Annotated in this window: 18 protein-coding genes; 9 read left to right on the forward strand and 9 right to left on the reverse strand. The window is 71.7% G+C overall.

Annotated features, from left to right (window positions below):
* Window positions 1–63: 63 nt before the first annotated feature.
* From IAG44_RS17350 to IAG44_RS17375, 6 genes are all read left to right on the forward strand, one after another.
* Complete coding sequence (locus IAG44_RS17350; protein ID WP_187748005.1) at window positions 64–1,875, forward strand: phosphatidylglycerol lysyltransferase domain-containing protein; 1,812 nt, start codon at window positions 64–66, stop codon at window positions 1,873–1,875.
* A 132-nt stretch (window positions 1,876–2,007) separates the two neighbouring features.
* Window positions 2,008–2,997 carry a dihydropteroate synthase gene (gene folP, locus IAG44_RS17355; protein ID WP_246561801.1) on the forward strand — a complete coding sequence of 330 codons (990 nt, stop codon included), beginning with the start codon at window positions 2,008–2,010 and terminating at the stop codon, window positions 2,995–2,997.
* Complete coding sequence (locus tag IAG44_RS17360) at window positions 2,994–3,512, forward strand: nuclear transport factor 2 family protein (protein ID WP_187748006.1); 519 nt, start codon at window positions 2,994–2,996, stop codon at window positions 3,510–3,512. The genes folP and IAG44_RS17360 overlap by 4 nt, the downstream gene beginning before the upstream one ends.
* A gap of 334 nt (window positions 3,513–3,846) precedes the next feature.
* On the forward strand, window positions 3,847–4,206 hold the full coding sequence (folB, locus tag IAG44_RS17365) for a dihydroneopterin aldolase (protein WP_187748007.1): 360 nt from the start codon (window positions 3,847–3,849) through the stop codon (window positions 4,204–4,206).
* Entirely contained in the window at window positions 4,203–4,814 is a 612-nt protein-coding gene (folK, locus tag IAG44_RS17370; protein ID WP_187748008.1) for a 2-amino-4-hydroxy-6-hydroxymethyldihydropteridine diphosphokinase, read from the forward strand. Before folB ends, folK begins: the two co-directional genes overlap by 4 nt.
* Window positions 4,815–4,885: 71 nt before the next feature.
* Entirely contained in the window at window positions 4,886–5,377 is a 492-nt protein-coding gene (locus tag IAG44_RS17375; protein WP_187748009.1) for a DUF3180 domain-containing protein, read from the forward strand.
* A 51-nt stretch (window positions 5,378–5,428) separates the two neighbouring features.
* On the opposite strand, the gene folE is transcribed toward IAG44_RS17375, so the two are convergent.
* The 6 genes from folE to dacB all read right to left on the reverse strand — a co-directional run bounded on the left by folE (window position 5,429) and on the right by dacB (window position 13,060).
* Window positions 5,429–6,034, reverse strand: a complete 606-nt coding sequence (gene folE / locus IAG44_RS17380) for a GTP cyclohydrolase I FolE (RefSeq protein WP_187748010.1) — start codon at window positions 6,032–6,034, stop codon at window positions 5,429–5,431.
* A 125-nt stretch (window positions 6,035–6,159) separates the two neighbouring features.
* A complete protein-coding gene (gene ftsH, locus IAG44_RS17385) occupies window positions 6,160–8,193 on the reverse strand; it encodes an ATP-dependent zinc metalloprotease FtsH (protein WP_187752734.1) in 2,034 nt (677 codons plus the stop codon).
* A 184-nt stretch (window positions 8,194–8,377) separates the two neighbouring features.
* Complete coding sequence (hpt, locus tag IAG44_RS17390; protein ID WP_055724789.1) at window positions 8,378–8,938, reverse strand: hypoxanthine phosphoribosyltransferase; 561 nt, start codon at window positions 8,936–8,938, stop codon at window positions 8,378–8,380.
* 76 nt (window positions 8,939–9,014) lie between these two features.
* Window positions 9,015–10,025, reverse strand: a complete 1,011-nt coding sequence (tilS, locus tag IAG44_RS17395; protein ID WP_187748011.1) for a tRNA lysidine(34) synthetase TilS — start codon at window positions 10,023–10,025, stop codon at window positions 9,015–9,017.
* A 164-nt stretch (window positions 10,026–10,189) separates the two neighbouring features.
* On the reverse strand, window positions 10,190–11,317 hold the full coding sequence (locus IAG44_RS17400; protein WP_187748012.1) for a zinc-dependent metalloprotease: 1,128 nt from the start codon (window positions 11,315–11,317) through the stop codon (window positions 10,190–10,192).
* A gap of 87 nt (window positions 11,318–11,404) precedes the next feature.
* Window positions 11,405–13,060: a D-alanyl-D-alanine carboxypeptidase/D-alanyl-D-alanine endopeptidase gene (gene dacB, locus IAG44_RS17405; RefSeq protein ID WP_187748013.1), complete on the reverse strand. Its 1,656-nt coding sequence runs from the start codon at window positions 13,058–13,060 to the stop codon at window positions 11,405–11,407.
* Between the two features lie 79 nt (window positions 13,061–13,139).
* Here dacB and IAG44_RS17410 point away from each other — a divergent pair, with 79 nt between their 5' ends.
* Window positions 13,140–13,631 carry an inorganic diphosphatase gene (locus IAG44_RS17410; protein ID WP_010351438.1) on the forward strand — a complete coding sequence of 164 codons (492 nt, stop codon included), beginning with the start codon at window positions 13,140–13,142 and terminating at the stop codon, window positions 13,629–13,631.
* Between the two features lie 119 nt (window positions 13,632–13,750).
* Window positions 13,751–15,400: a threonine/serine exporter family protein gene (locus IAG44_RS17415; RefSeq protein ID WP_187748014.1), complete on the forward strand. Its 1,650-nt coding sequence runs from the start codon at window positions 13,751–13,753 to the stop codon at window positions 15,398–15,400.
* 7 nt (window positions 15,401–15,407) lie between these two features.
* Here IAG44_RS17415 and IAG44_RS17420 read toward each other — a convergent pair whose 3' ends face one another.
* On the reverse strand, window positions 15,408–16,349 hold the full coding sequence (locus tag IAG44_RS17420) for a DedA family protein (RefSeq protein WP_187752735.1): 942 nt from the start codon (window positions 16,347–16,349) through the stop codon (window positions 15,408–15,410).
* A gap of 147 nt (window positions 16,350–16,496) precedes the next feature.
* On the opposite strand from IAG44_RS17420, the gene IAG44_RS17425 reads away from it, so the two are divergent.
* Window positions 16,497–16,862, forward strand: a complete 366-nt coding sequence (locus tag IAG44_RS17425; RefSeq protein ID WP_112473148.1) for a YbjQ family protein — start codon at window positions 16,497–16,499, stop codon at window positions 16,860–16,862.
* A gap of 45 nt (window positions 16,863–16,907) precedes the next feature.
* On the opposite strand, the gene IAG44_RS17430 is transcribed toward IAG44_RS17425, so the two are convergent.
* Window positions 16,908–17,669 carry a MerR family transcriptional regulator gene (locus IAG44_RS17430; protein ID WP_187748015.1) on the reverse strand — a complete coding sequence of 254 codons (762 nt, stop codon included), beginning with the start codon at window positions 17,667–17,669 and terminating at the stop codon, window positions 16,908–16,910.
* Between the two features lie 221 nt (window positions 17,670–17,890).
* On the reverse strand, window positions 17,891–18,652 hold the full coding sequence (locus tag IAG44_RS17435; RefSeq protein ID WP_187748016.1) for an ABC transporter permease: 762 nt from the start codon (window positions 18,650–18,652) through the stop codon (window positions 17,891–17,893).
* Between the last annotated feature and the right edge of the window lie 137 nt (window positions 18,653–18,789).

Consider the following 18,789-nt stretch of genomic DNA (forward strand, 5'->3'; position numbering starts at 1 on the left):
GCCCCGGGATCAAGGTCACTCGCGGAACTACGGGATGCGATGTCTGTCAAGGAAGATGGGGAAATGTCGGGCGGGGTTCCGAACCGATCAGGTCGCGTACGGCGCGCGCTGCGAGGTCCACGCCCCGAGTCCGTGCCGGTCCTCGTCGGCAGAGCCTGTGCCCTCGTCGGACTGCTGGACGTCGCCGCGGGCGTGTTCCCGCGGTTCCGCCACAGCCGGATGCACACGATCGCCGAGGTACTGCCGGGCTCCTTCGGCCCGTTCGCCGCGGCCCTCTCGCTCAGCGCGGGCATCCTGCTCCTGCTGCTCGCGCACGGTCTGAAGCGCGGCAAGCGGCGCGCGTGGCGCGCGGCGGTGGCCCTGCTGCCGGCCGGCGCCGCGGCCCAGTTCACGTACCGGCACTCCCCGGTGGGTGTCCTCATCTCGGTCGCGCTCCTGGTGGCGCTGATCGTCTACCGCGACCAGTTCAACGCGCTGCCCGACCCACGCAGCCGCTGGCGCGCGCTGGCCAACTTCATCTTCATGAGTGCGGGCTCCCTCGCTCTCGGCCTGCTCATCGTCAGCGTCCACTCCGAGCGGATGGTCGGCGACCCGAGCGTGGCCGACCGGCTGACGCACGTCGTGTACGGCCTGTTCGGCTTCGAGGGTCCCGTGGACTACTCGGGGAACACCTCCTGGACGGTCGCCTTCTCCCTGGGCGCCCTGGGCTGGGTCACCGCGCTCACGACGATCTACCTCGCCTTCCGCCCCGAGCACCCGGCGGCGCAGCTGACCGAGGAGGACGAGGCGCGCCTGCGCGCGCTCCTGGAGAAGCACGGCCGCCGCGACTCCCTGGGCCACTTCGCGCTGCGCCGCGACAAGGCCGTCGTCTTCTCGCCCAGCGGCAAGGCCGCCGTCACCTACCGCGTCGTCTCCGGCGTGATGCTCGCCAGCGGCGACCCCATCGGCGACGTCGAGGCGTGGCCCGGCGCCATCGAGCGGTTCATGGACGAGGCCAAGGCGCACTCCTGGACGCCCGCCGTCATGGGCTGCTCGGAGACCGGCGGTGAGGTGTGGACCCGCGAGACCGGCCTCGACGCCCTGGAGCTCGGCGACGAGGCGGTGGTCGACGTCGCGGATTTCTCGCTGGCCGGCCGCGCGATGCGCAACGTGCGGCAGATGGTCAAGCGCATCGAGCGCGCCGGGTACGAGACCCGCGTCCGTCGCATCCGTGACCTCGGCGACGCCGAGCTGGAGCGCATCCGCCGGGCCGCCGACGACTGGCGCGGCACCAACACCGAGCGCGGCTTCTCGATGGCGCTGGGGCGCATCGGCGACCCCTCCGACGGCGACTGCCTGATCGCCACCGCGCACAAGGCCGACGACATCACCGACGCCTACGGCGACCTCAAGGCGATCCTGCACTTCGTCCCCTGGGGCCCGGACGGCGCCTCCCTGGACCTCATGCGCCGCGACCGCTCCGCCGACCCCGGCATGAACGAGCTGCTGATCGTCGCCGCCCTCCAGGCCGCCCCGAAGTTCGGCATCACGCGCGTGTCCCTCAACTTCGCGATGTTCCGCTCCGCCCTCGCGCGTGGCGAGAAGATCGGCGCCGGGCCCGTCCTGCGCGCCTGGCGCGGGCTCCTGGTGTTCCTCTCCCGCTGGTTCCAGATCGAGTCGCTCTACAAGTTCAACGCCAAGTTCCAGCCCCGCTGGGAGCCCCGCTTCGTCGTCTACCGCAACTCCGGTGACCTCCCCCGCATCGGCATCGCCGCCATGCAGGCCGAGGGCTTCGTCGACCTCGCGCTCCCCCTCCCCCGCTTCCTCCGCCGCTCCCCCGCCTCCGCCCGGCCCTGCGCCCACGTGATGGCCGAGAGCGACGTCAGGGCGGCGTAGGCCGGGACGGCACAGCACCGACGGCACGACGGCGTCACGACGATACGGTTTCGTCGTGACGCCGCCGTTTCGCGTGACGACGAGCCAGCACCGTTGCGACGCACCCCCACCCCCGGGGCCTACGCTGAACGTATGAGCAAGCAACGCGGACGCGGGCGGGTGACCGGACTCCCGGAGTGGGACCGGTGCGCGGTGATGGGAGTCGTGAACGTCACCCCGGACTCCTTCTCCGACGGCGGCCGCTGGTTCGACACGACGGCCGGCGTGAAACGCGGCCTGGACCTGGTCGCCGAGGGCGCCGACCTGGTGGACGTCGGCGGCGAGTCGACGCGCCCCGGCGCGCGGCGGGTGGACGAGGACGAGGAGCTGCGGCGGGTCGTCCCGGTCGTGCGGGGGCTGGCCTCCGAGGGGGTCGTCGTCTCCGTGGACACCATGCGCGCGTCCGTGGCCGAGCAGGCCCTGGCGGCCGGCGCGGCCCTGGTGAACGACGTGAGCGGCGGCCTCGCCGACCCGGCGATGATCCCGGTGCTCGCGGCGTCCGGCGCCCCCTTCGTCGTCATGCACTGGCGCGGCTTCCTGGAGGGCGCGACGGTCCACGGGGTGTACGAGGACGTCGTGGCCGAAGTCGTGGACGAGCTGCACGCGCGCGTGGAAGCCGTTCTCGCGGGCGGGGTCGCGCCGGACCGGATCGTCGTCGACCCGGGGCTCGGATTCTCCAAGGAGGCCGAGCACGACCTGACCCTCCTCGCCCACCTGGACCGTCTGCACGCGCTCGGCCACCCCCTGCTGGTCGCCGCCTCCCGCAAGCGGTTCCTGGGCCGCGTCCTGGCCGGCCCCGAGGGCGCCCCGCCCCCCGCGCGCGAGCGCGACGCCGCGACGGCCGCCGTCTCCGCGCTCGCGGCGCAGGCGGGCGCGTGGGCCGTCCGCGTCCACGAGGTCCGGGCCACCGCGGACGCCGTACGCGTCACCCGCGCCATCGAGGGCGCCCGCGCGAAGGGCACCGCCACGCACCCCCGCTCCTCCGCCGACACCCACTCCCCCGCCGGCGCCCCGGGTGCCCCGCGCGCGGAGCACCCCCGTACCCCCGCCACGCCCGCGCGACCCGCGGAAGGAGACCGGTGAGCGCGCCCCACACCGACGTCGAGCAGGTCGAGGCCGCGAACACGGCGTTCTACGAGGCGCTGGAGCGCGGTGACTTCGAGGGGGTGTCGGCGCTCTGGCTCACCCCCTCCGACCTGGGCGTCGACGAGGAGTACCACGACCCCGCGGACGCCGGGGTGGTGTCCTGCGTGCACCCCGGGTGGCCGGTGCTGACCGGCCGGGGCGAGGTGCTGCGCTCGTACGCGCTGATCATGGCGAACACCGACTACATCCAGTTCTTCCTGACGGACGTCCACGTCTCGGTGACCGGCGACACGGCCCTGGTGACCTGCTCGGAGAACATCCTCAGCGGCGGCCCCGCGCCCGCGGCCGGCGAGGAGCTGGGACCGCTGGTCGGCCAGGTCGTCGTCGCGACGAACGTGTTCCGGCGCACCCCCGACGGCTGGAAGCTGTGGTCCCACCACGCCTCACCGGTGCTCGCCGAGAACGACGACCCGGACGACGAGGAGACCGGGGACGACGAGCCGGCGTCCTGAACACCGACGCCCTGAACAAGGCCGCGCACCCCCTTTTCGCCGCCCCCGCGCGCCCTCTTTCACCACCTCAGCGCCCCCGCGAGCCCTCCCCGGCCCCCACAGGGAGCAAGAAGTGGTTGGAATCACGAACCCGTGGGTAGGGGCGGCTACCGACCCGTCAGCGGCCGGGTCCCCCAAGGGAGTCGATGAAGCGCCCCCTCGGCCCCGGCCCGGCCCCGCGCACGCCGCGGACCGGCGCTGTCAGTGCTCGCGGGTAGATTCGAATCGAGGCCGGTGTGCCGCTCGTGCGGAGCGGCGGCCGTCCACCGACCGACGACTGGCAGGAGTGATTCGCGTGGATCGTGTCGCGCTGCGCGGCCTGAAGGCCCGCGGGCACCACGGCGTGTTCCCCAAGGAACGCGAGGAGGGCCAGACCTTCGTGGTGGACCTCGTGCTGGGCCTGGACACCCGCCCGGCCGCCGCCGACGACGACCTGACGAAGACCGTGCACTACGGCATCGTGGCCGAGGAGGTCGTGGCCGTCGTCCAGGGCGAGCCGGTCGACCTCATCGAGACGCTCGCCGAGCGCATCGCGCAGACCTGCCTGAAGCACGACGGGGTCGAGGAGGTCGAGGTGTGCGTCCACAAGCCGGACGCGCCGATCACGGTCCCCTTCGACGACGTGACCGTCACGATCACCCGGAGCCGAGCATGACCCCCTCCTTCTCCCCGGGTCCCACCGACCCGACCGTCCAGCCCGTGCCCGCGGCCGTCGTCGAGAAGGTCGACGCGGCCGACACGACGCTGCACAACCCGCAGTGGGCCGTGCTCTCCCTCGGCTCGAACCTGGGCAACCGCCTGGAGACCCTGCAGGGCGCCATCGACGCCCTGGAGGACACCCCCGGCCTGCGCGTCAAGGCGGTGTCGCCGGTGTACGAGACGGAGCCGTGGGGCGTCGACCCGGCGAGCCAGCCGTCGTACTTCAACGCGGTGGTCGTCCTGAAGACGACTCTGCCCCCGTCGTCCCTCCTGGAGCGCGCGCACGCGGTGGAGGAGGCGTTCGACCGGGTCCGCGCGGAGCGCTGGGGCGCGCGCACGCTGGACGTCGACATCGTCACGTACGCGGAGGTCGTGGACGACGACCCGAAGCTGACGCTGCCGCACCCGCGCGCGCACGAGCGGGCGTTCGTACTGGCTCCCTGGTACGACGTCGACCCGGAGGCCAAGCTGCCCGGCCGCGGCGCGGTCGCCGAGCTGCTGGACGGGGTCGGGCGCGAAGGTGTCGTACCCCGGGCGGACCTGGAACTCCACCTGCCCGCGTAGTCGTTAAGGTCGGTGACGACACTGCGTCCGCGGGAGGGCCCGCGGACCGCCGGGGGAGCCGAAGGGACACCGTGAGAGAGCTGCGCATCAGGGTGCTGGCCGGCGTGTTCGCCGTCGCCGCGATCCTGTCCTGGGCGGGCGCCCGCCTCTGGAACTCGCTCGGGACCCTGCCCAGCGTTCCGCTGGCCGCCCCCATCGTCCTCGCGCTGATCGCGGTCGTCCTGCTGGCCACGGCGCTCTCGCTGCGCGCCCGCCTCAAGGCCCAGCGCGAGCGCCGCCCCGGCGCCAAGGGCGTCGACCCCCTGATGGCCGCCCGCGCGGTCGTCTTCGGCCAGTCCAGCGCCCTGGTCGCCGCCCTCGTCTCCGGCGTCTACGGCGGCGTCGGGGTCTTCCTGCTCGAATTCCTCGACCAGCCCGCCCGCCGCGACCAGGCCATCTACGCCGGTTTCTCCGTCCTCGCGGGCCTCGCGGTCATAGCCGCCGCCATCTTCCTGGAGCGCGTCTGCCGCCTCCCGGAGGACGACGACCGCGCGAACGGCAACGGGCAGCCGTCGGCGGCCTGAGAGCAGGCCCGAGAGCCCGCCTGCAAGCCCTTGTGAGCCCCCTCGCGGGGCTCAGCGGGCCATGATCAGGCTCATCGCCTCGTTGCGGGTCGCAGGGTCCCTGAGCTGGCCGCGCACGGCCGAGGTGATGGTCTTCGCGCCGGGCTTGCGCACCCCGCGCATCGTCATGCACATGTGCTCGCACTCGACGACGACGATGACCCCGCGCGGCTCCAGGATCTGCATCAGCGAGTCGGCGATCTGCGTGGTGAGTCGTTCCTGCACCTGCGGCCTGCGCGCGTAGACGTCGACGAGCCGGGCGAGCTTCGACAGCCCGGTGATCTTGCCGTCGGCGGACGGGATGTACCCGACGTGCGCGACCCCGACGAACGGGACGAGGTGGTGTTCGCAGGAGCTCATCACCTCGATGTCCTTCACGAGCACCATCTCGTCGTGCCCGAGGTCGAACGTCGTGGTCAGGACGTCCTCCGGCGTCTGCCACAGCCCCGCGAATATCTCCCGGTACGCCCGCGCCACCCGCCCCGGCGTCTCCCTCAGCCCCTCGCGGTCCGGGTCCTCGCCGACCGCGATGAGGAGTTCGCGTACGGCGTTCTCGGCGCGCTTCTCGTCGAACTCACCGATGGCACCCTCGCCGTCCAGCGTCACGGGGTCGGTCATGTGGCTGCCTCGTTCCTGTGCGGGTCGCGCGTGTGGGGCACGCGCCTGAGCTGCGGTTGTCATACGAAATGCCGCGCCCCCCAGGCTAGGTCCTGGGGGGCGCGGCATCCATTCCGGGCCGGGTGTCAGCCGTCGGCGCGGTCCTCGGGGGACTCGACCGCCGGGGCGGGCTCGGCTGCCGTGGCCTTGGCGGTGATCGCCGCGGCCGAGCCGTTGGCGCCGTTCGTCAGGGCCAGCTCCTTGGGGGAGAGCACCGGCGGACGGGTCGACGGGGTGCGGCGGGAGGAGCCGGTCCACGCGGGGCGCGCGGGCCGCTTGTGGATCGCGGAGAAGATCTCGGCGATCTCCTCCTTGCCCAGCGTCTCCTTCTCCAGCAGGGCGAGGACGAGGTTGTCGAGGACGTCGCGGTTCTCCACCAGGATTTCCCAGGCTTCGTTGTGCGCGTTCTCGATGAGCTTCTTGACCTCTTCGTCCACCAGGGCGGCGACCTCTTCCGAGTAGTCGCGCTGGTGGGACATCTCGCGGCCGAGGAAGGGCTCGGTGTTGTCGCCGCCGAACTTGATGGCGCCCAGCCGCTCGGTCATGCCGTACTGGGTGACCATCGCGCGGGCCGTGGCGGTGGCCTTCTCGATGTCGTTCGCGGCGCCCGTGGTCGGGTCGTGGAAGACCAGTTCCTCGGCCGCGCGACCGCCCAGCATGTAGGCGAGCTGGTCCAGCATCTCGTTGCGGGTGGTCGAGTACTTGTCCTCGTCCGGCAGGACCATCGTGTAGCCGAGGGCGCGCCCGCGGGACAGGATGGTGATCTTGTGGACGGGGTCGGAGTTCGGGGAGGCCGCCGCGACCAGGGCGTGTCCGCCCTCGTGGTACGCGGTGATCTTCTTCTCCTTGTCCGACATGATCCGGGTCCGCTTCTGCGGGCCCGCGACCACACGGTCGATCGCCTCGTCGAGCATGCCGTTGTCGATGAGCTTCTTGTCGCTGCGGGCGGTGAGCAGGGCGGCCTCGTTGAGGACGTTGCTCAGGTCCGCGCCGGTGAAGCCCGGGGTGCGGCGGGCGACCGCCGCGAGGTCGACGTCGGGCGCGACCGGCTTGCCCTTCTGGTGGACCTTCAGGATCTCCAGGCGGCCCTGGAGGTCCGGCGGGTCGACCGCGATCTGCCGGTCGAAGCGGCCCGGACGCAGCAGCGCCGGGTCGAGGATGTCGGGCCGGTTCGTCGCGGCGATGAGGATCACGCCGCCCTTGACGTCGAAGCCGTCCATCTCGACGAGCAGCTGGTTGAGCGTCTGCTCGCGCTCGTCGTGACCGCCGCCGAGGCCGGCGCCGCGGTGGCGGCCGACCGCGTCGATCTCGTCGACGAAGACGATCGCCGGGGCGTTCGCCTTGGCCTGCTCGAAGAGGTCACGGACGCGGGAGGCGCCGACGCCGACGAACATCTCGACGAAGTCGGAGCCCGAGATCGAGTAGAACGGGACGCCCGCCTCGCCGGCGACGGCGCGCGCGAGGAGCGTCTTGCCGGTGCCGGGACGGCCGTAGAGGAGCACGCCCTTGGGGATCTTGGCGCCGACGGCCTGGAACTTGGCCGGCTCCTGGAGGAACTCCTTGATCTCGTGCAGTTCCTCGACGGCCTCGTCGCAGCCCGCGACGTCCGCGAACGTCGTCTTCGGGGTGTCCTTGGTGATGAGCTTGGCCTTCGACTTGCCGAAGTTCATCACCCGGGAGCCGCCGCCCTGCATCTGATTCATCAGGAACAGGAAGACGACGACGATGAGGACGAAGGGGAGCAGGGAGAGCAGGATGCCGACGAACGCGTTCTGCTTGGTCGGCGAGACCGTGTATCCCTTGGGGATCTGCTTGTCCTGGTACTTGGTTTGCAGCGTGCCGGCGATGGTCACGCCCTGGTCGCCGATGTAGCTCGCCTGGATCTTCGAGCTGCCCTTGATCTTCACGCCGTCTTTGAGCGTCGCCTTGACGGTCTGCTCGTCACCGGTGGTGATCTTGACCGACTCGACCTGATTGTTGTTGATCGCTGCCACGACCTGGCCGGTGTCCACCGTCTTGTAGCCGCCGGACGAGCCGACGACTTGCATCAACACGACCACGGCAAGGACGGCCAGCACGATCCACATGACCGGCCCACGGAAGTATCGCTTCACGTCCATCCACACGGAGCGGTGCCGCCCCGTCCCTCCTGCCATAGTGAGTTTGATAAGACAGTTCTTCCGACGGTACCCCAGGCTGGGCGGCCACAGCCGCACTCAGGACCCGGCAGTGCCGTCTGCATGCTCCAACGGCGGGAATCCCGCTGGGGTTCCCGCTCGTGCCCGATCGCCTCGTACGAGGTTCTCAGCCGCCGTACACGTGGGGCGCGAGCGTACCGACGAACGGCAGGTTGCGGTACTTCTCGGCGTAGTCGAGGCCGTAGCCGACGACGAACTCGTTGGGGATGTCGAAGCCGACCCACTCGACGTCGATGGCGACCTTGGCCGCGTCGGGCTTGCGCAGCAGGGTGCACACCTTCAGCGACTCGGGCTCGCGCGAGCCGAGGTTGGACAGCAGCCACGACAGGGTCAGGCCGGAGTCGATGATGTCCTCGACGATCAGGACGTGCCGCCCCTTGATGTCGGTGTCGAGGTCCTTGAGGATCCGCACGACGCCGGACGACTGGGTGCCCGCGCCGTACGAGGACACCGCCATCCAGTCCATCGTGACGGGGGTGGACAGCGCGCGCGCGAGGTCGGCCATGACCATCACCGCGCCCTTGAGGACGCCGACGATGAGCAGGTCCTTGCCCGCGTACTCCGCGTCGATCTTCGCGGCCAGCTCGACGAGCTTGGCGTCGATCTCTTCCTTGCTGATGAGCACCTGCTGGAGGTCGGCACCCATGTCTTTCGCGTCCACCCGCATCACTTTCGGTCGGTCGTCCCGCATGTCCGGCTCGCCGGCGCGGCCGGCCCGGTGCCCCTGCTGGAGGGGCCGGGGTTCAGCCCTGCCGGATGACCAGTCTGCCACCCTGGCGCTGGGCGACCACTCTGCCGGGCAGGTTGATGGCCTTCTGGCCGCGCCAGCCGGTGATCAGCCGGTCGATCTCCTCGATGTGCCGGGCGAAGAGGGAACCGGCGGGGGCGCCCGCCTCGATGGCCGCGCGGCGCAGGATGCGGCGGCGTACGGCGGGCGGGAGGGCGTAGAGCTTGGCGCACTCCAGGAGGCCCGCGGCGTCCCGTACGGACGCCTCCGCCTGGCGCGCCCAGGTGTCGAGGGCGTCGGCGTCGTCCCGGGAGAGCTGGGCGGTGCGGGCGAGCGCCTCGACGACGCCCTTGCCGAGGGCCTTCTCCAGGGCGGGCAGGCCCTCGTGGCGCAGGCGCGAGCGCGTGTAGGCGGGGTCGGCGTTGTGCGGGTCGTCCCAGACGGGCAGCGACTGGACCAGGCACGCCTTGCGGGCGGTCTGCCGGTCGAGCTGGAGGAAGGGGCGCCGGTAACGGCCGTCGGCCCCCGAGACCGCGGCCATGCCCGACAGGGAGCGGATGCCGGAGCCGCGCGCGAGGCCCAGGAGGACGGTTTCGGCCTGGTCGTCGCGCGTGTGCCCGAGGAGGATCGCCGAGGCTCCGTGGCGTACCGCGGCGGCGTCCAGGGCGGCGTAGCGGGCGTCGCGTGCGGCGGCTTCGGGGCCGCCCTCGCGGCCGACCGTCACGGCCGTCGACTCGACGGGGTCCAGGCCGAGTTCGCGCAGGCGCGTGACGACGTCCCCGGCGCGTTCGGCGGAGCCGGTCTGCAGGCCGTGGTCGATGGTGACGCCGCCCGCGCGGATGCCGAGCCGGGGGGCTTCGAAGGCGAGGGCGGAGGCGAGCGCCATGGAGTCGGCGCCGCCGGAGCAGGCCACCAGCACGAGGGGTGGCGGGGAGGGGGGCGCGGGGTGTGCGTGGTCGGTGAGGATGTCGTGGAGTACGCGGCGGACCGCCAGGCGTATCGCCGCGACCGCAGGATGGGGACCCATGTCCGGTTCCCTTCATGAAGTTTTCGGGGGGTGTGCACCCGAGTCAGGTCACTCAGAGTGTGTAGATGGTGACAGAACCGGGCCGTTCCCCGAGCATTGCACGCCTTCCGGTCGCTCACGGTCCCTCGGACGGGTGATTGCGGGGGCGTTTTCCTGCCGTCGGCTCACATGTCGGCTTTGCGGTGCACGCGCGCGACCCAGTCCGCCGGTGTGGCGATCTCGGCCTTCGTCGGGAGCGTGTTCGGGGACGTCCACACGCGGTTGAAGCCGTCCATGCCGACCTGGTCGACGACCGCGCGCACGAAGCGCTCGCCGTCCCGGTACTGCTTCAGCTTCGCGTCCAGGCCGAGCAGCCTGCGCAGCGCGATGTCCAGGCGGGAGGCGCCCTTGGCGCGCCGCTGCTGGAACTTCTCGCGGATCTCCGAGACGGTCGGCACGACCTCGGGGCCCACGCCGTCCATGACGAAGTCCGCGTGGCCCTCCAGGAGGGACATCACGGCCGTCAGGCGGCTCAGGATCTCGCGCTGGGCGGGCGACTGGACCAGTTCCACGAGCGAGCGCCCGCCGTCGTCCTCCTCGCCCTCCGGGCGGCCCCCCGCGAGCGACTGGGCGGCCTCCCTGATGCGCTCCAGGAACGTCGACGGGTCGACATCCGTCTCACCCAGGAACGACTGGATCTCGCCCTCCAGGTGGTCGCGCAGCCACGGCACGGCGGAGAACTGCGTACGGTGCGTCTCCTCGTGCAGGCACACCCAGAGCCTGAAGTCGTGCGGGTCGACGTCCAGTTCGCGTTCCACGTGGACGATGTTCGGGGCGACCAGCAGGAGGCGTCCGCCGCCGTTCGCGCCGGCCGGGAGGCCCCTCGTCGCGGGCGCGAAGGTCTCGTACTGGCCCAGTACGCGGGACGACAGGAACGACAGCAGCATGCCGAGTTCCACGCCGGTCACCTTGCCGCCGACCGCGCCCAGGACCGCGCCGCCGGGTGAACTCCCGCGGCGTTCCTGCATCTTGTCGAGCAGGGGCTTCAGGACCTCGCGGAATCCCGCGACGTTCGCCCGCACCCAGCCCGGCCGGTCCACCACCAGCACCGGGGTGTCGTGGACGTCCTCCGTGCCCATCCGGGTGAAGCCCCGGACGTGCCCCTCCGACGCCTTCGCGTACCGGCGGAGTTCCGCGACGACCTTCCGTGCCTCGTCACGGCTCACCTCGGGGCCGGGCCGCACGAGTCGCGTCGCGGTCGCCACGGCCAGATTCCAGTCGACCATCCCGGAAGAAGCACCGATGCTCGTCATGCCGTCAACCGTACGTGAGCGCTCCGACAACGGGCAGGGCGTGGGGAGGGCGGGTGTGGGCGGGCGGAGGGGCGTGGGGCTCGTGGGTCAGTCGCAGCCGCAGCCCGCCAGTGCCGACGCCGCCCGGTCCAGGGCTCCCTGTGCCGCGCCCGCGTCCGTCGTGCCCGAGGCCAGGAAGGCGAACGCCAGTTGGCGGCCCTCCCGGTCGACCACGGTTCCCGCCAGGGCGTTCACGCCGGTCAGGGTGCCCGTCTTCGCGCGCACCACGCCTGCCGCCGCGTTGGTGTAGCGGGTGCTGAGGGTGCCGGTGAAGCCGGCCACGGGGAGGCCGGTGAGGGCGGGGCGGAGCTGGGGGTGGGCCGGGTCCGCGGCTTTCACCAGGAGAGACGTCAGCAGGGTGGTCGTGAGGCGGTCGGATCTGTTCAGGCCGCTTCCGTCTTTGATCGAGACGCCCGCCATGGGGAGGCCCAGTTTCGCCAGTTGGGCGGTGATCGCCTGGCCCGCGCCGGTGAAGTCGGGGCGGGCGCCGGTGGCCAGGGCCGTGTGGCGGGCGAGGGCTTCGGCGATGTCGTTGTCGCTGTTGGTGAGCATGCGCTCGACGAGGGTGGCCAGGGGCGGCGAGCTGACGGTGGCGAGGGTCTGCGCGCGGGCGGTGGCCTTCGAGGGGCCCGGGGCCTTCGTCGTGACGCCCTCGGCCGCGAGGAAGCCCGCGAACTTCGTCGTCGCGTCGGCCGCCGGGTCGGGCACGCGCTCGACGTCGCCGCTGGTCGAGTCGTCCGTGCGGCCCTCGTCGGCGGTGAGGGGCGTCACCCGCGCGAGGTTGGGGTTCTTCCCGATCGGGTGAACGTCGGGGCCGGCGTAGAGGGTCGTGTCGTACGACAGGGTGACGTCGGTGAGGCCGCGCTTCTTGAGGGCGGCGGCGGTGGACTTCGCGAGCGTGCGCAGGCTGGCCCAGCCCTGGGCGTCGGCGCGCGCGGTGAGCGTCGGGTCGCCGCCGCCGACGAGGACCAGCTCGCGGGTGTCGGGTTCGAGGGCCGCGCGGGTGGTGAGGCGGTGGTCGGGGCCCATCGCGGAGAGCGCGGCGACGGCGGTGGCGATCTTGGTGGTGGAGGCGGGCGTGAGCGGCGTGGTGGCGCCGGAGCCGTACAGGAGGCGGCCGGTGGCGACGTCGACGACCGCGGCGGAACGCTGGGAGCCGAGGGCCGGGTCGGTCAGGAGGGGGCCGAGAACGGCCGTGAGGGCCCCTGTGACGGGCGCGGGGGCCTTGGCGGTCCCGGCGGCGCCTCCGAGGCTCGCGAGGACGGAGAGGGCGCTCGGGGCGGGTTTCGGCGCCTGGGCCGACGTCCCGGAGGAGCCGGACGGGCCGCGGCCGTGATCTGCGCCACTGACGGCGGCGGCGTGATCGCGCTCGGCCGTACGCTGGCCGGAGGAGTCCCAGGGGCCCGCGGCGGTGGCCGCGCCCACGGCCAGCACCAGTCCGGCGCCGGCCGCGCCGGCGCTGTACTGCCAGGTGCGCCTCGGGGACACCTCGGCGGCCTTCGCGAGCTGCGGCTGCACGGCCTTCCCGAGCTTCACCAGGGGCGGCCCGAGGCGGGCGACGTGGGGGGAGACGGCCCGCACGGCCCGAGCGGCCCTCGGCCTCGCCGCTCCGACCGCCTTGGCGAGACGGGGGCGTACGGCGCCCGCGACGCGCTCCAGGCGCGGTCGGGCGGCCTGCCACGGTCTCAGCTCCGGCACGACCACCAGCCCCTTTCGCGACCACTCATCAGCGTGAGGGACACTTAACCACCCGAAGTATGTGCTGATCATGGAGGAGCCACCGGTGGAGTTCGACGTCACGATCGAGATCCCGAAGGGTTCGCGCAACAAGTACGAGGTGGACCACGAGACCGGTCGGATCCGCCTGGACCGTCGACTCTTCACCTCGACCGCCTACCCGACCGACTACGGCTTCGTCGAGAACACCCTCGGCGAGGACGGCGACCCGCTGGACGCGCTCGTCATCCTGGACGAGCCGACGTTCCCGGGCTGCCTCATCAAGTGCCGCGCGATCGGCATGTTCCGGATGACGGACGAGGCCGGCGGCGACGACAAGCTGCTGTGCGTCCCGGCGACCGACCCGCGCGTGGAGCACCTGCGTGACATCCACCACGTGTCGGAGTTCGACCGCCTGGAGATCCAGCACTTCTTCGAGGTCTACAAGGACCTGGAGCCCGGCAAGTCCGTCGAGGGCGCCGACTGGGTCGGCCGCACCGAGGCCGAGGCCGAGATCGAGCGGTCCTACAAGCGCTTCCAGGACGAGGGCGGCCACTGAGCATCCCGTCCGTGAGGGGCCGCGCGCGTGCGTACGCGTGCGGCCCTTTCGCTTGCCTGTGCGCACCGTGCGCATACTGAGGCCGATACGGAAGGTGTCGTTCCAGGGAGCGTTGCCCGGTGACGGAGGCGGAGAACCGCAAGGCGCGGTCGGACGAGGTGCGTTACGACCCGGAGGTGACCTCGGAGTTCGCGATCCCGGAAGGGCTCGGCGTCCTCAGGGTCAGCGAGTCGGAGACCACGTCGGAGTTCGCCGTCCCGGCGGGTCTGGACGCCCCGCAGCCGCCCGGTGAGCCGGAGGGGTCGGCGTTCAGCACCCCGAGCGTCTACAGCGCGCACGACGCGCCGCCCGCGTTCACGCCGGCCGCCGGGGTGCCCGTCGTCAGCCTGATGAAGGACGTGCCCTGGCAGGACCGGATGCGGACGATGCTGCGCATGCCGGTGGCCGAGCGGCCGGCGCCCGAAGCGCCGCCCAAGGCGTCCGACGAGGCCGGGCCCGCCGTCCCGCGCGTGCTGGACCTGACGCTGCGTATCGGGGAGCTGCTGCTGGCGGGCGGGGAGGGCTCGGAGGACGTGGAGGCCGCGATGTTCGCGGTGTGCCGGTCGTACGGTCTTGACCGGTGCGAGCCGAACGTCACGTTCACGCTCGTCTCGATCTCCTACCAGCCGTCGCTCGTCGAGGATCCGGTGACCGCGACGCGGATCGTGCGGCGCCGTGGAACGGACTACACGCGCCTCTCAGCCGTTTTCAGGCTCGTCGGGGACCTGAGTGACCCCGAGGCCCATCTGAGCCTCGAGGAGGCGTACAGGCGCCTCGCGGAGATACGCCGCAACCGGCACCCGTACCCGACGTGGGTGCTGACGTCGGCGAGCGGGCTGCTCGCCGGGGCGGCGTCGGTGCTCGTCGGGGGCGGCGCGGTGGTGTTCGTGGCCGCCGCGCTCGGCGCCGTCCTCGGGGACCGGCTGGCGTGGCTGTGCGCGGGGCGCGGGCTGCCGGAGTTCTACCAGTTCCTCGTCGCCGCGCTGCCGCCCGCCGCGATCGGCATCGCCCTCACGCGTGCGCACGTGGACGTCGCCGCGTCCGCCGTCATCACCGGCGGGCTGTTCGCCCTGCTGCCCGGACGGGCGCTGGTGGCCGGGGTGCAGGACGGGCTGACCGGGTTCTACATCACCGCCGCCGCGCGCCTGCTGGAGGTGCTGTACTTCTTCGTCGGCATCGTCGTCGGGGTGCTGACCGTGCTCTACATCGGCGTCAGCCTGGGGGCGCGGCTCAATCCGGACGCGGCGCTCGTGACCGCCGACCGGCCCTGGACGCAGATCGGGGCGGCCATGCTGCTGTCGCTGACCTTCGCGGTCCTGCTCCAGCAGGAACGGTCCACCGTGCTCGCCGCGACGCTCAACGGGGGTGTCGCCTGGTGCGTGTACGGGGCGATGCACCACGCCGGGCAGATCTCGGCGGTCGTCGCCACGGCCGCCGCGGCGGGGCTCGTCGGGCTGTTCGGGCAGTTGCTCGCGCGCTACCGGTTCGCGTCCGCGCTGCCCTACACGACCGCCGCGATCGGGCCCCTGCTGCCCGGGTCCGCGACCTACTTCGGGCTGCTGTCGATCGCCCAGCACCACGTGGACCAGGGGATGGTGGGGCTGTCGAAGGCGGCGGCCCTGGCGATGGCGATCGCCATCGGCGTCAACCTCGGGTCGGAGATGTCCCGGCTGTTCCTGCGCGTGTCCGGGGAGAAACGGCCGGCGGCGAAGCGGACCCGCGGGTTCTGAGCCGGGGTCAGCCCTGCGGGTAGCCGTTCTGGGAGTAGCCCTGCTGCTGGTGGGGCTGCTGCGGGGGGTACGGGTACGCGTTGCCGTCGCCGTAGTGGCCGCCCTGCTGGGCGCCGTACGGCTGCTGCTGCCCGCCGCCGTAGTACTGGCCGCCGCCGTTGTCGTACGGCTGCTGGGGCTGCTGCGGGTGCTGGGGGGACTGCGGGTGCTGGGGGTGCTGGGGGGCTTCCGACTGGGGGATGCGACGCAACTGTGTCGTCGCGTCGTCCATCGGCTGCGCCTGGGGGGCGTGGAACTGGGGGTGCGCCGGGGGCTGCTGGGCGGCCTCGCGCTTCTTCTTGCCGCGCTCGCGCAGGAACTCGATGATGATCGGGACGACCGAGACGACGACGATCAGGATCAGGATCGACTCGACGTTCGTACGGATGAACTCGATCTGGCCCAGCCAGTAGCCGGCCAGGGTGACGCCCGTGCCCCAGGCGATGCCGCCGATGATGTTGTACGACAGGAACGTGCGGTACTTCATGCGGCCGGCGCCGGCGACGATCGGGGCGAACGTCCGCACGATCGGGACGAAGCGCGCCAGGACGATCGCCTTCGGGCCGTAGCGCTCCATGAACTCGTGCGCCTTGTCCAGGTTCTCCTTCTTGAAGAGCTTGGAGTTCGGCCGGTTGAAGAGCTTCGGGCCCAGGAACTTGCCGATCATGTAACCGACTTGGTCACCGATGACCGCGGCGGCCACGATCAGCGTGCACACCAGCCACAGGGGCTCGCTGATGTACTGCCCCTGGGCCACGAACAGGCCCGCCGTGAACAGCAGGGAGTCGCCCGGGAGGAAGGCGAAGAGGCCCGACTCGGCGAAGACGATCAACAGGATGCCCGGCAGGGCGAACGTCTCGATCAGGTAGTCCGGGCTGAGCCACTCGGGGCCGAGCGCAAGCGTGGTCACCGTATTCACGGGGATGTGGCTCCTGCTGTGAGGTTATGAAGCTGGCGGGGGGCTGCGCGTCCAAACGTATCAACGCAGCCGGCACCGGCCAGGTTCCACGGGGGTTCCCAGGATGCACTGTGCGGGCACTGGGGCAAAGCTGTGGACATGAGTATCGAGGACTACGGCGGCGGGCAGGGGCCCCAGCCCGATGTGTTGGTCGTCACCACGAACGATGTGCCCGGGTATCGGGTGGATCAGGTGATCGGGGAGGTGTTCGGGCTCACGGTGCGCTCCCGGCACCTCGGCAGCCAGATCGGGGCGGGGCTGAAGTCCCTGATCGGCGGCGAGCTGAAGGGGCTGACCAAGACGCTGGTCGAGACCCGGAACGAGGCGATGCAGCGGCTCATCGAGCAGGCACGCGCGCGTGGGGCGAACGCGGTGCTGGCGTTCCGGTTCGACGTGACCGAGGCGGCGGACGTGGGCACGGAGGTGTGCGCGTACGGGACGGCGGTGGTGCTGGCGCGGGAGTGACCCGGGCCTGTCTGCGGGGGCGCGGGCGGCCGCGCCCCCGCCCGACTACCCCGCGCGCCTGTGCGCGTTCGTCCTGATCGCCGTCCTCAGGTGGTCGGCCAGGCCCGCGTGCATGCCGTCGTAGTACGCCTTGAAGCGGGCGTCCGAGACGTACATGTCGCCGAAGCAGGTGTGCAGTTCGTGGGGGCAGTCGAAGTACCAGGTGGTGATGTGGAGGCGGTGTTCCTCGGCCAGGGCGGCCGCCTCGTCGGTGTCGGGGGCCGTGCCCGCGGCGACGAGGGCCGTGTAGCGGGCCTCCCAGGCGTCGACCTCGGCCTTGAGGCGCTGCCAGTCGGCCTTCGTGTAGCGGGAGGTGCGGCGCATGCTCTCGGCGTAGGTGTCGGTGCCGCCCCAGCGCTGGGCGGCCTCGTCGGCGTACTGGTCGGGGTCCTTGTCACCGAAGACCTCGAAGCGTTCTTCGGGGGTGAGGTCGATGCCCATCGTGCGTGCCTCCAGGGCTTGTCGGACGGCGGCTGCCATTTTCTGGAGCCGGGCGATGCGGGTGTCGAGCAGGTCGCGCTGACGGCGCAGGTGTTCGGCCGGGTCGGTCGCGGGGTCGTCCAGGAGGGCCGCTATCTCCTCCAGGGGGAAGCCGAGTTCCCGGTAGAAGAGGAGCTGCTGGAGCCGGTCGAGGTCGGCGTCCGTATAACGGCGGTGGCCGGTGGGGGTGCGGGCCGTCGGGGGCAGGAGGCCGATCGCGTCGTAGTGGTGGAGGGTACGGACGGTGACGCCCGCGAACGCGGCCACCTGTCCCACGGAGTAGTTCACGTGCGGCTCCTGTTCCTGCTCGGTCGGGTTTCACTGTGGCGCCTCACGTTGCGTCAGGTTCAAGTGGGAATTCCGGGAACCGGGCAATCTCGGCGAACGTTCACAGAGCGGGCGTTGTCGAGGATCTCGCCGAGTTGTTCTTCGAGGATCTGAGCAGGTTGGTGCCGGAGTTGCGGGGGCAGGCGGGTCCGCGGACTCGGGATCGGGGGGTTGGTGCGGGGTCAGTTGTTCAGCCTTGCGAACTTCCTTACCGCCAGTGGGAAGAACAGGGCCAGCAGGGCCAGGGGCCAGGCGACGGCCGTCCAGGTGTGGGATGCCTCCGCGCCGGGGGCGCCCAGCAGGTCCCGGACCGCTGTGGCCGTCTGGGAGAGGGGGTTCCAGTCGACGGCTGCGGCGAGCCAGGACGGCATCGATTCCGGGGCCGCGAGGGCGTTGGAGAGGAAGGCGACGGGCCAGATCAGGATCTGGACGGTCTGGATCAGTTCGGGGGTGCCGGCGATGAGGGCCAGGTGGATGCCGATCCAGAGCATCGCGAAGCGGAGGAGGAGCAGGAGGGCCAGGGCGGTGAGGAAGTTCGTCGGGGTGGTGTCGGGGCGCCAGCCCAGGGTGAGGGCCGTGGTCATGAGGACGGTCAGGGCGAGGGTCGAGCTGAGCATGTCTGCGGATGCTCGGCCGACGAGGACTGCGGCGTCCGACATGGGGAGGGAGCGGAAGCGGTCGATCACGCCCTTGGTCAAGTCCCTCGTGACGGCGGCCATCGTGTTCTCCAGGCCGAAGGCCATGGTCAGGGCCAGCATGCCGGGGAGGAGGTAGTCGAGGTAGTCGCCGGTCACGCCTCGTCCGCCGCCCATCAGGTAGCCGAACATCAGGAGGAGCATCACGGGGAAGAGGAGGCCGATGAGGAGGGGGGCGGGGTGGCGGGACCAGTGGGCCAGTTCTCGGCGGGTCATGGTCCAGGAGTCGGTGAGGGGGTGCGGGGGCATGGGGCCTCCGGTGCCGGGTTCGGGAGGGGTGGGGTGGTGCGTTGCGGGGTGCGGGTGCGTTGTGGTTGTTCGCGCCCACGCGGCGGAGCCGCATATCGATACAGCCCCGCGCCCCTGAAAGACGTGGTGCTGCGCGG

Origin of the sequence: Streptomyces roseirectus, from assembly GCF_014489635.1 — a bacterium.
Lineage (GTDB): Bacteria > Actinomycetota > Actinomycetes > Streptomycetales > Streptomycetaceae > Streptomyces > Streptomyces roseirectus.

Bases quoted from the DNA above. Each gene is read 5' to 3' on its own strand.
- IAG44_RS17350 (WP_187748005.1), top strand. From the start codon at position 64: ATGTCGGGCGGGGTTCCGAACCGATCAGGTCGCGTACGGCGCGCGCTG.
- folP (WP_246561801.1), top strand. From the start codon at position 2,008: ATGAGCAAGCAACGCGGACGCGGGCGGGTGACCGGACTCCCGGAGTGG.
- folK (WP_187748008.1), top strand. From the start codon at position 4,203: ATGACCCCCTCCTTCTCCCCGGGTCCCACCGACCCGACCGTCCAGCCC.
- folE (WP_187748010.1), bottom strand. From the start codon at position 6,034: ATGACCGACCCCGTGACGCTGGACGGCGAGGGTGCCATCGGTGAGTTC.
- ftsH (WP_187752734.1), bottom strand. From the start codon at position 8,193: ATGGACGTGAAGCGATACTTCCGTGGGCCGGTCATGTGGATCGTGCTG.
- hpt (WP_055724789.1), bottom strand. From the start codon at position 8,938: ATGCGGGTGGACGCGAAAGACATGGGTGCCGACCTCCAGCAGGTGCTC.
- tilS (WP_187748011.1), bottom strand. From the start codon at position 10,025: ATGGGTCCCCATCCTGCGGTCGCGGCGATACGCCTGGCGGTCCGCCGC.
- IAG44_RS17400 (WP_187748012.1), bottom strand. From the start codon at position 11,317: ATGACGAGCATCGGTGCTTCTTCCGGGATGGTCGACTGGAATCTGGCC.
- IAG44_RS17425 (WP_112473148.1), top strand. From the start codon at position 16,497: ATGAGTATCGAGGACTACGGCGGCGGGCAGGGGCCCCAGCCCGATGTG.
- IAG44_RS17435 (WP_187748016.1), bottom strand. From the start codon at position 18,652: ATGCCCCCGCACCCCCTCACCGACTCCTGGACCATGACCCGCCGAGAA.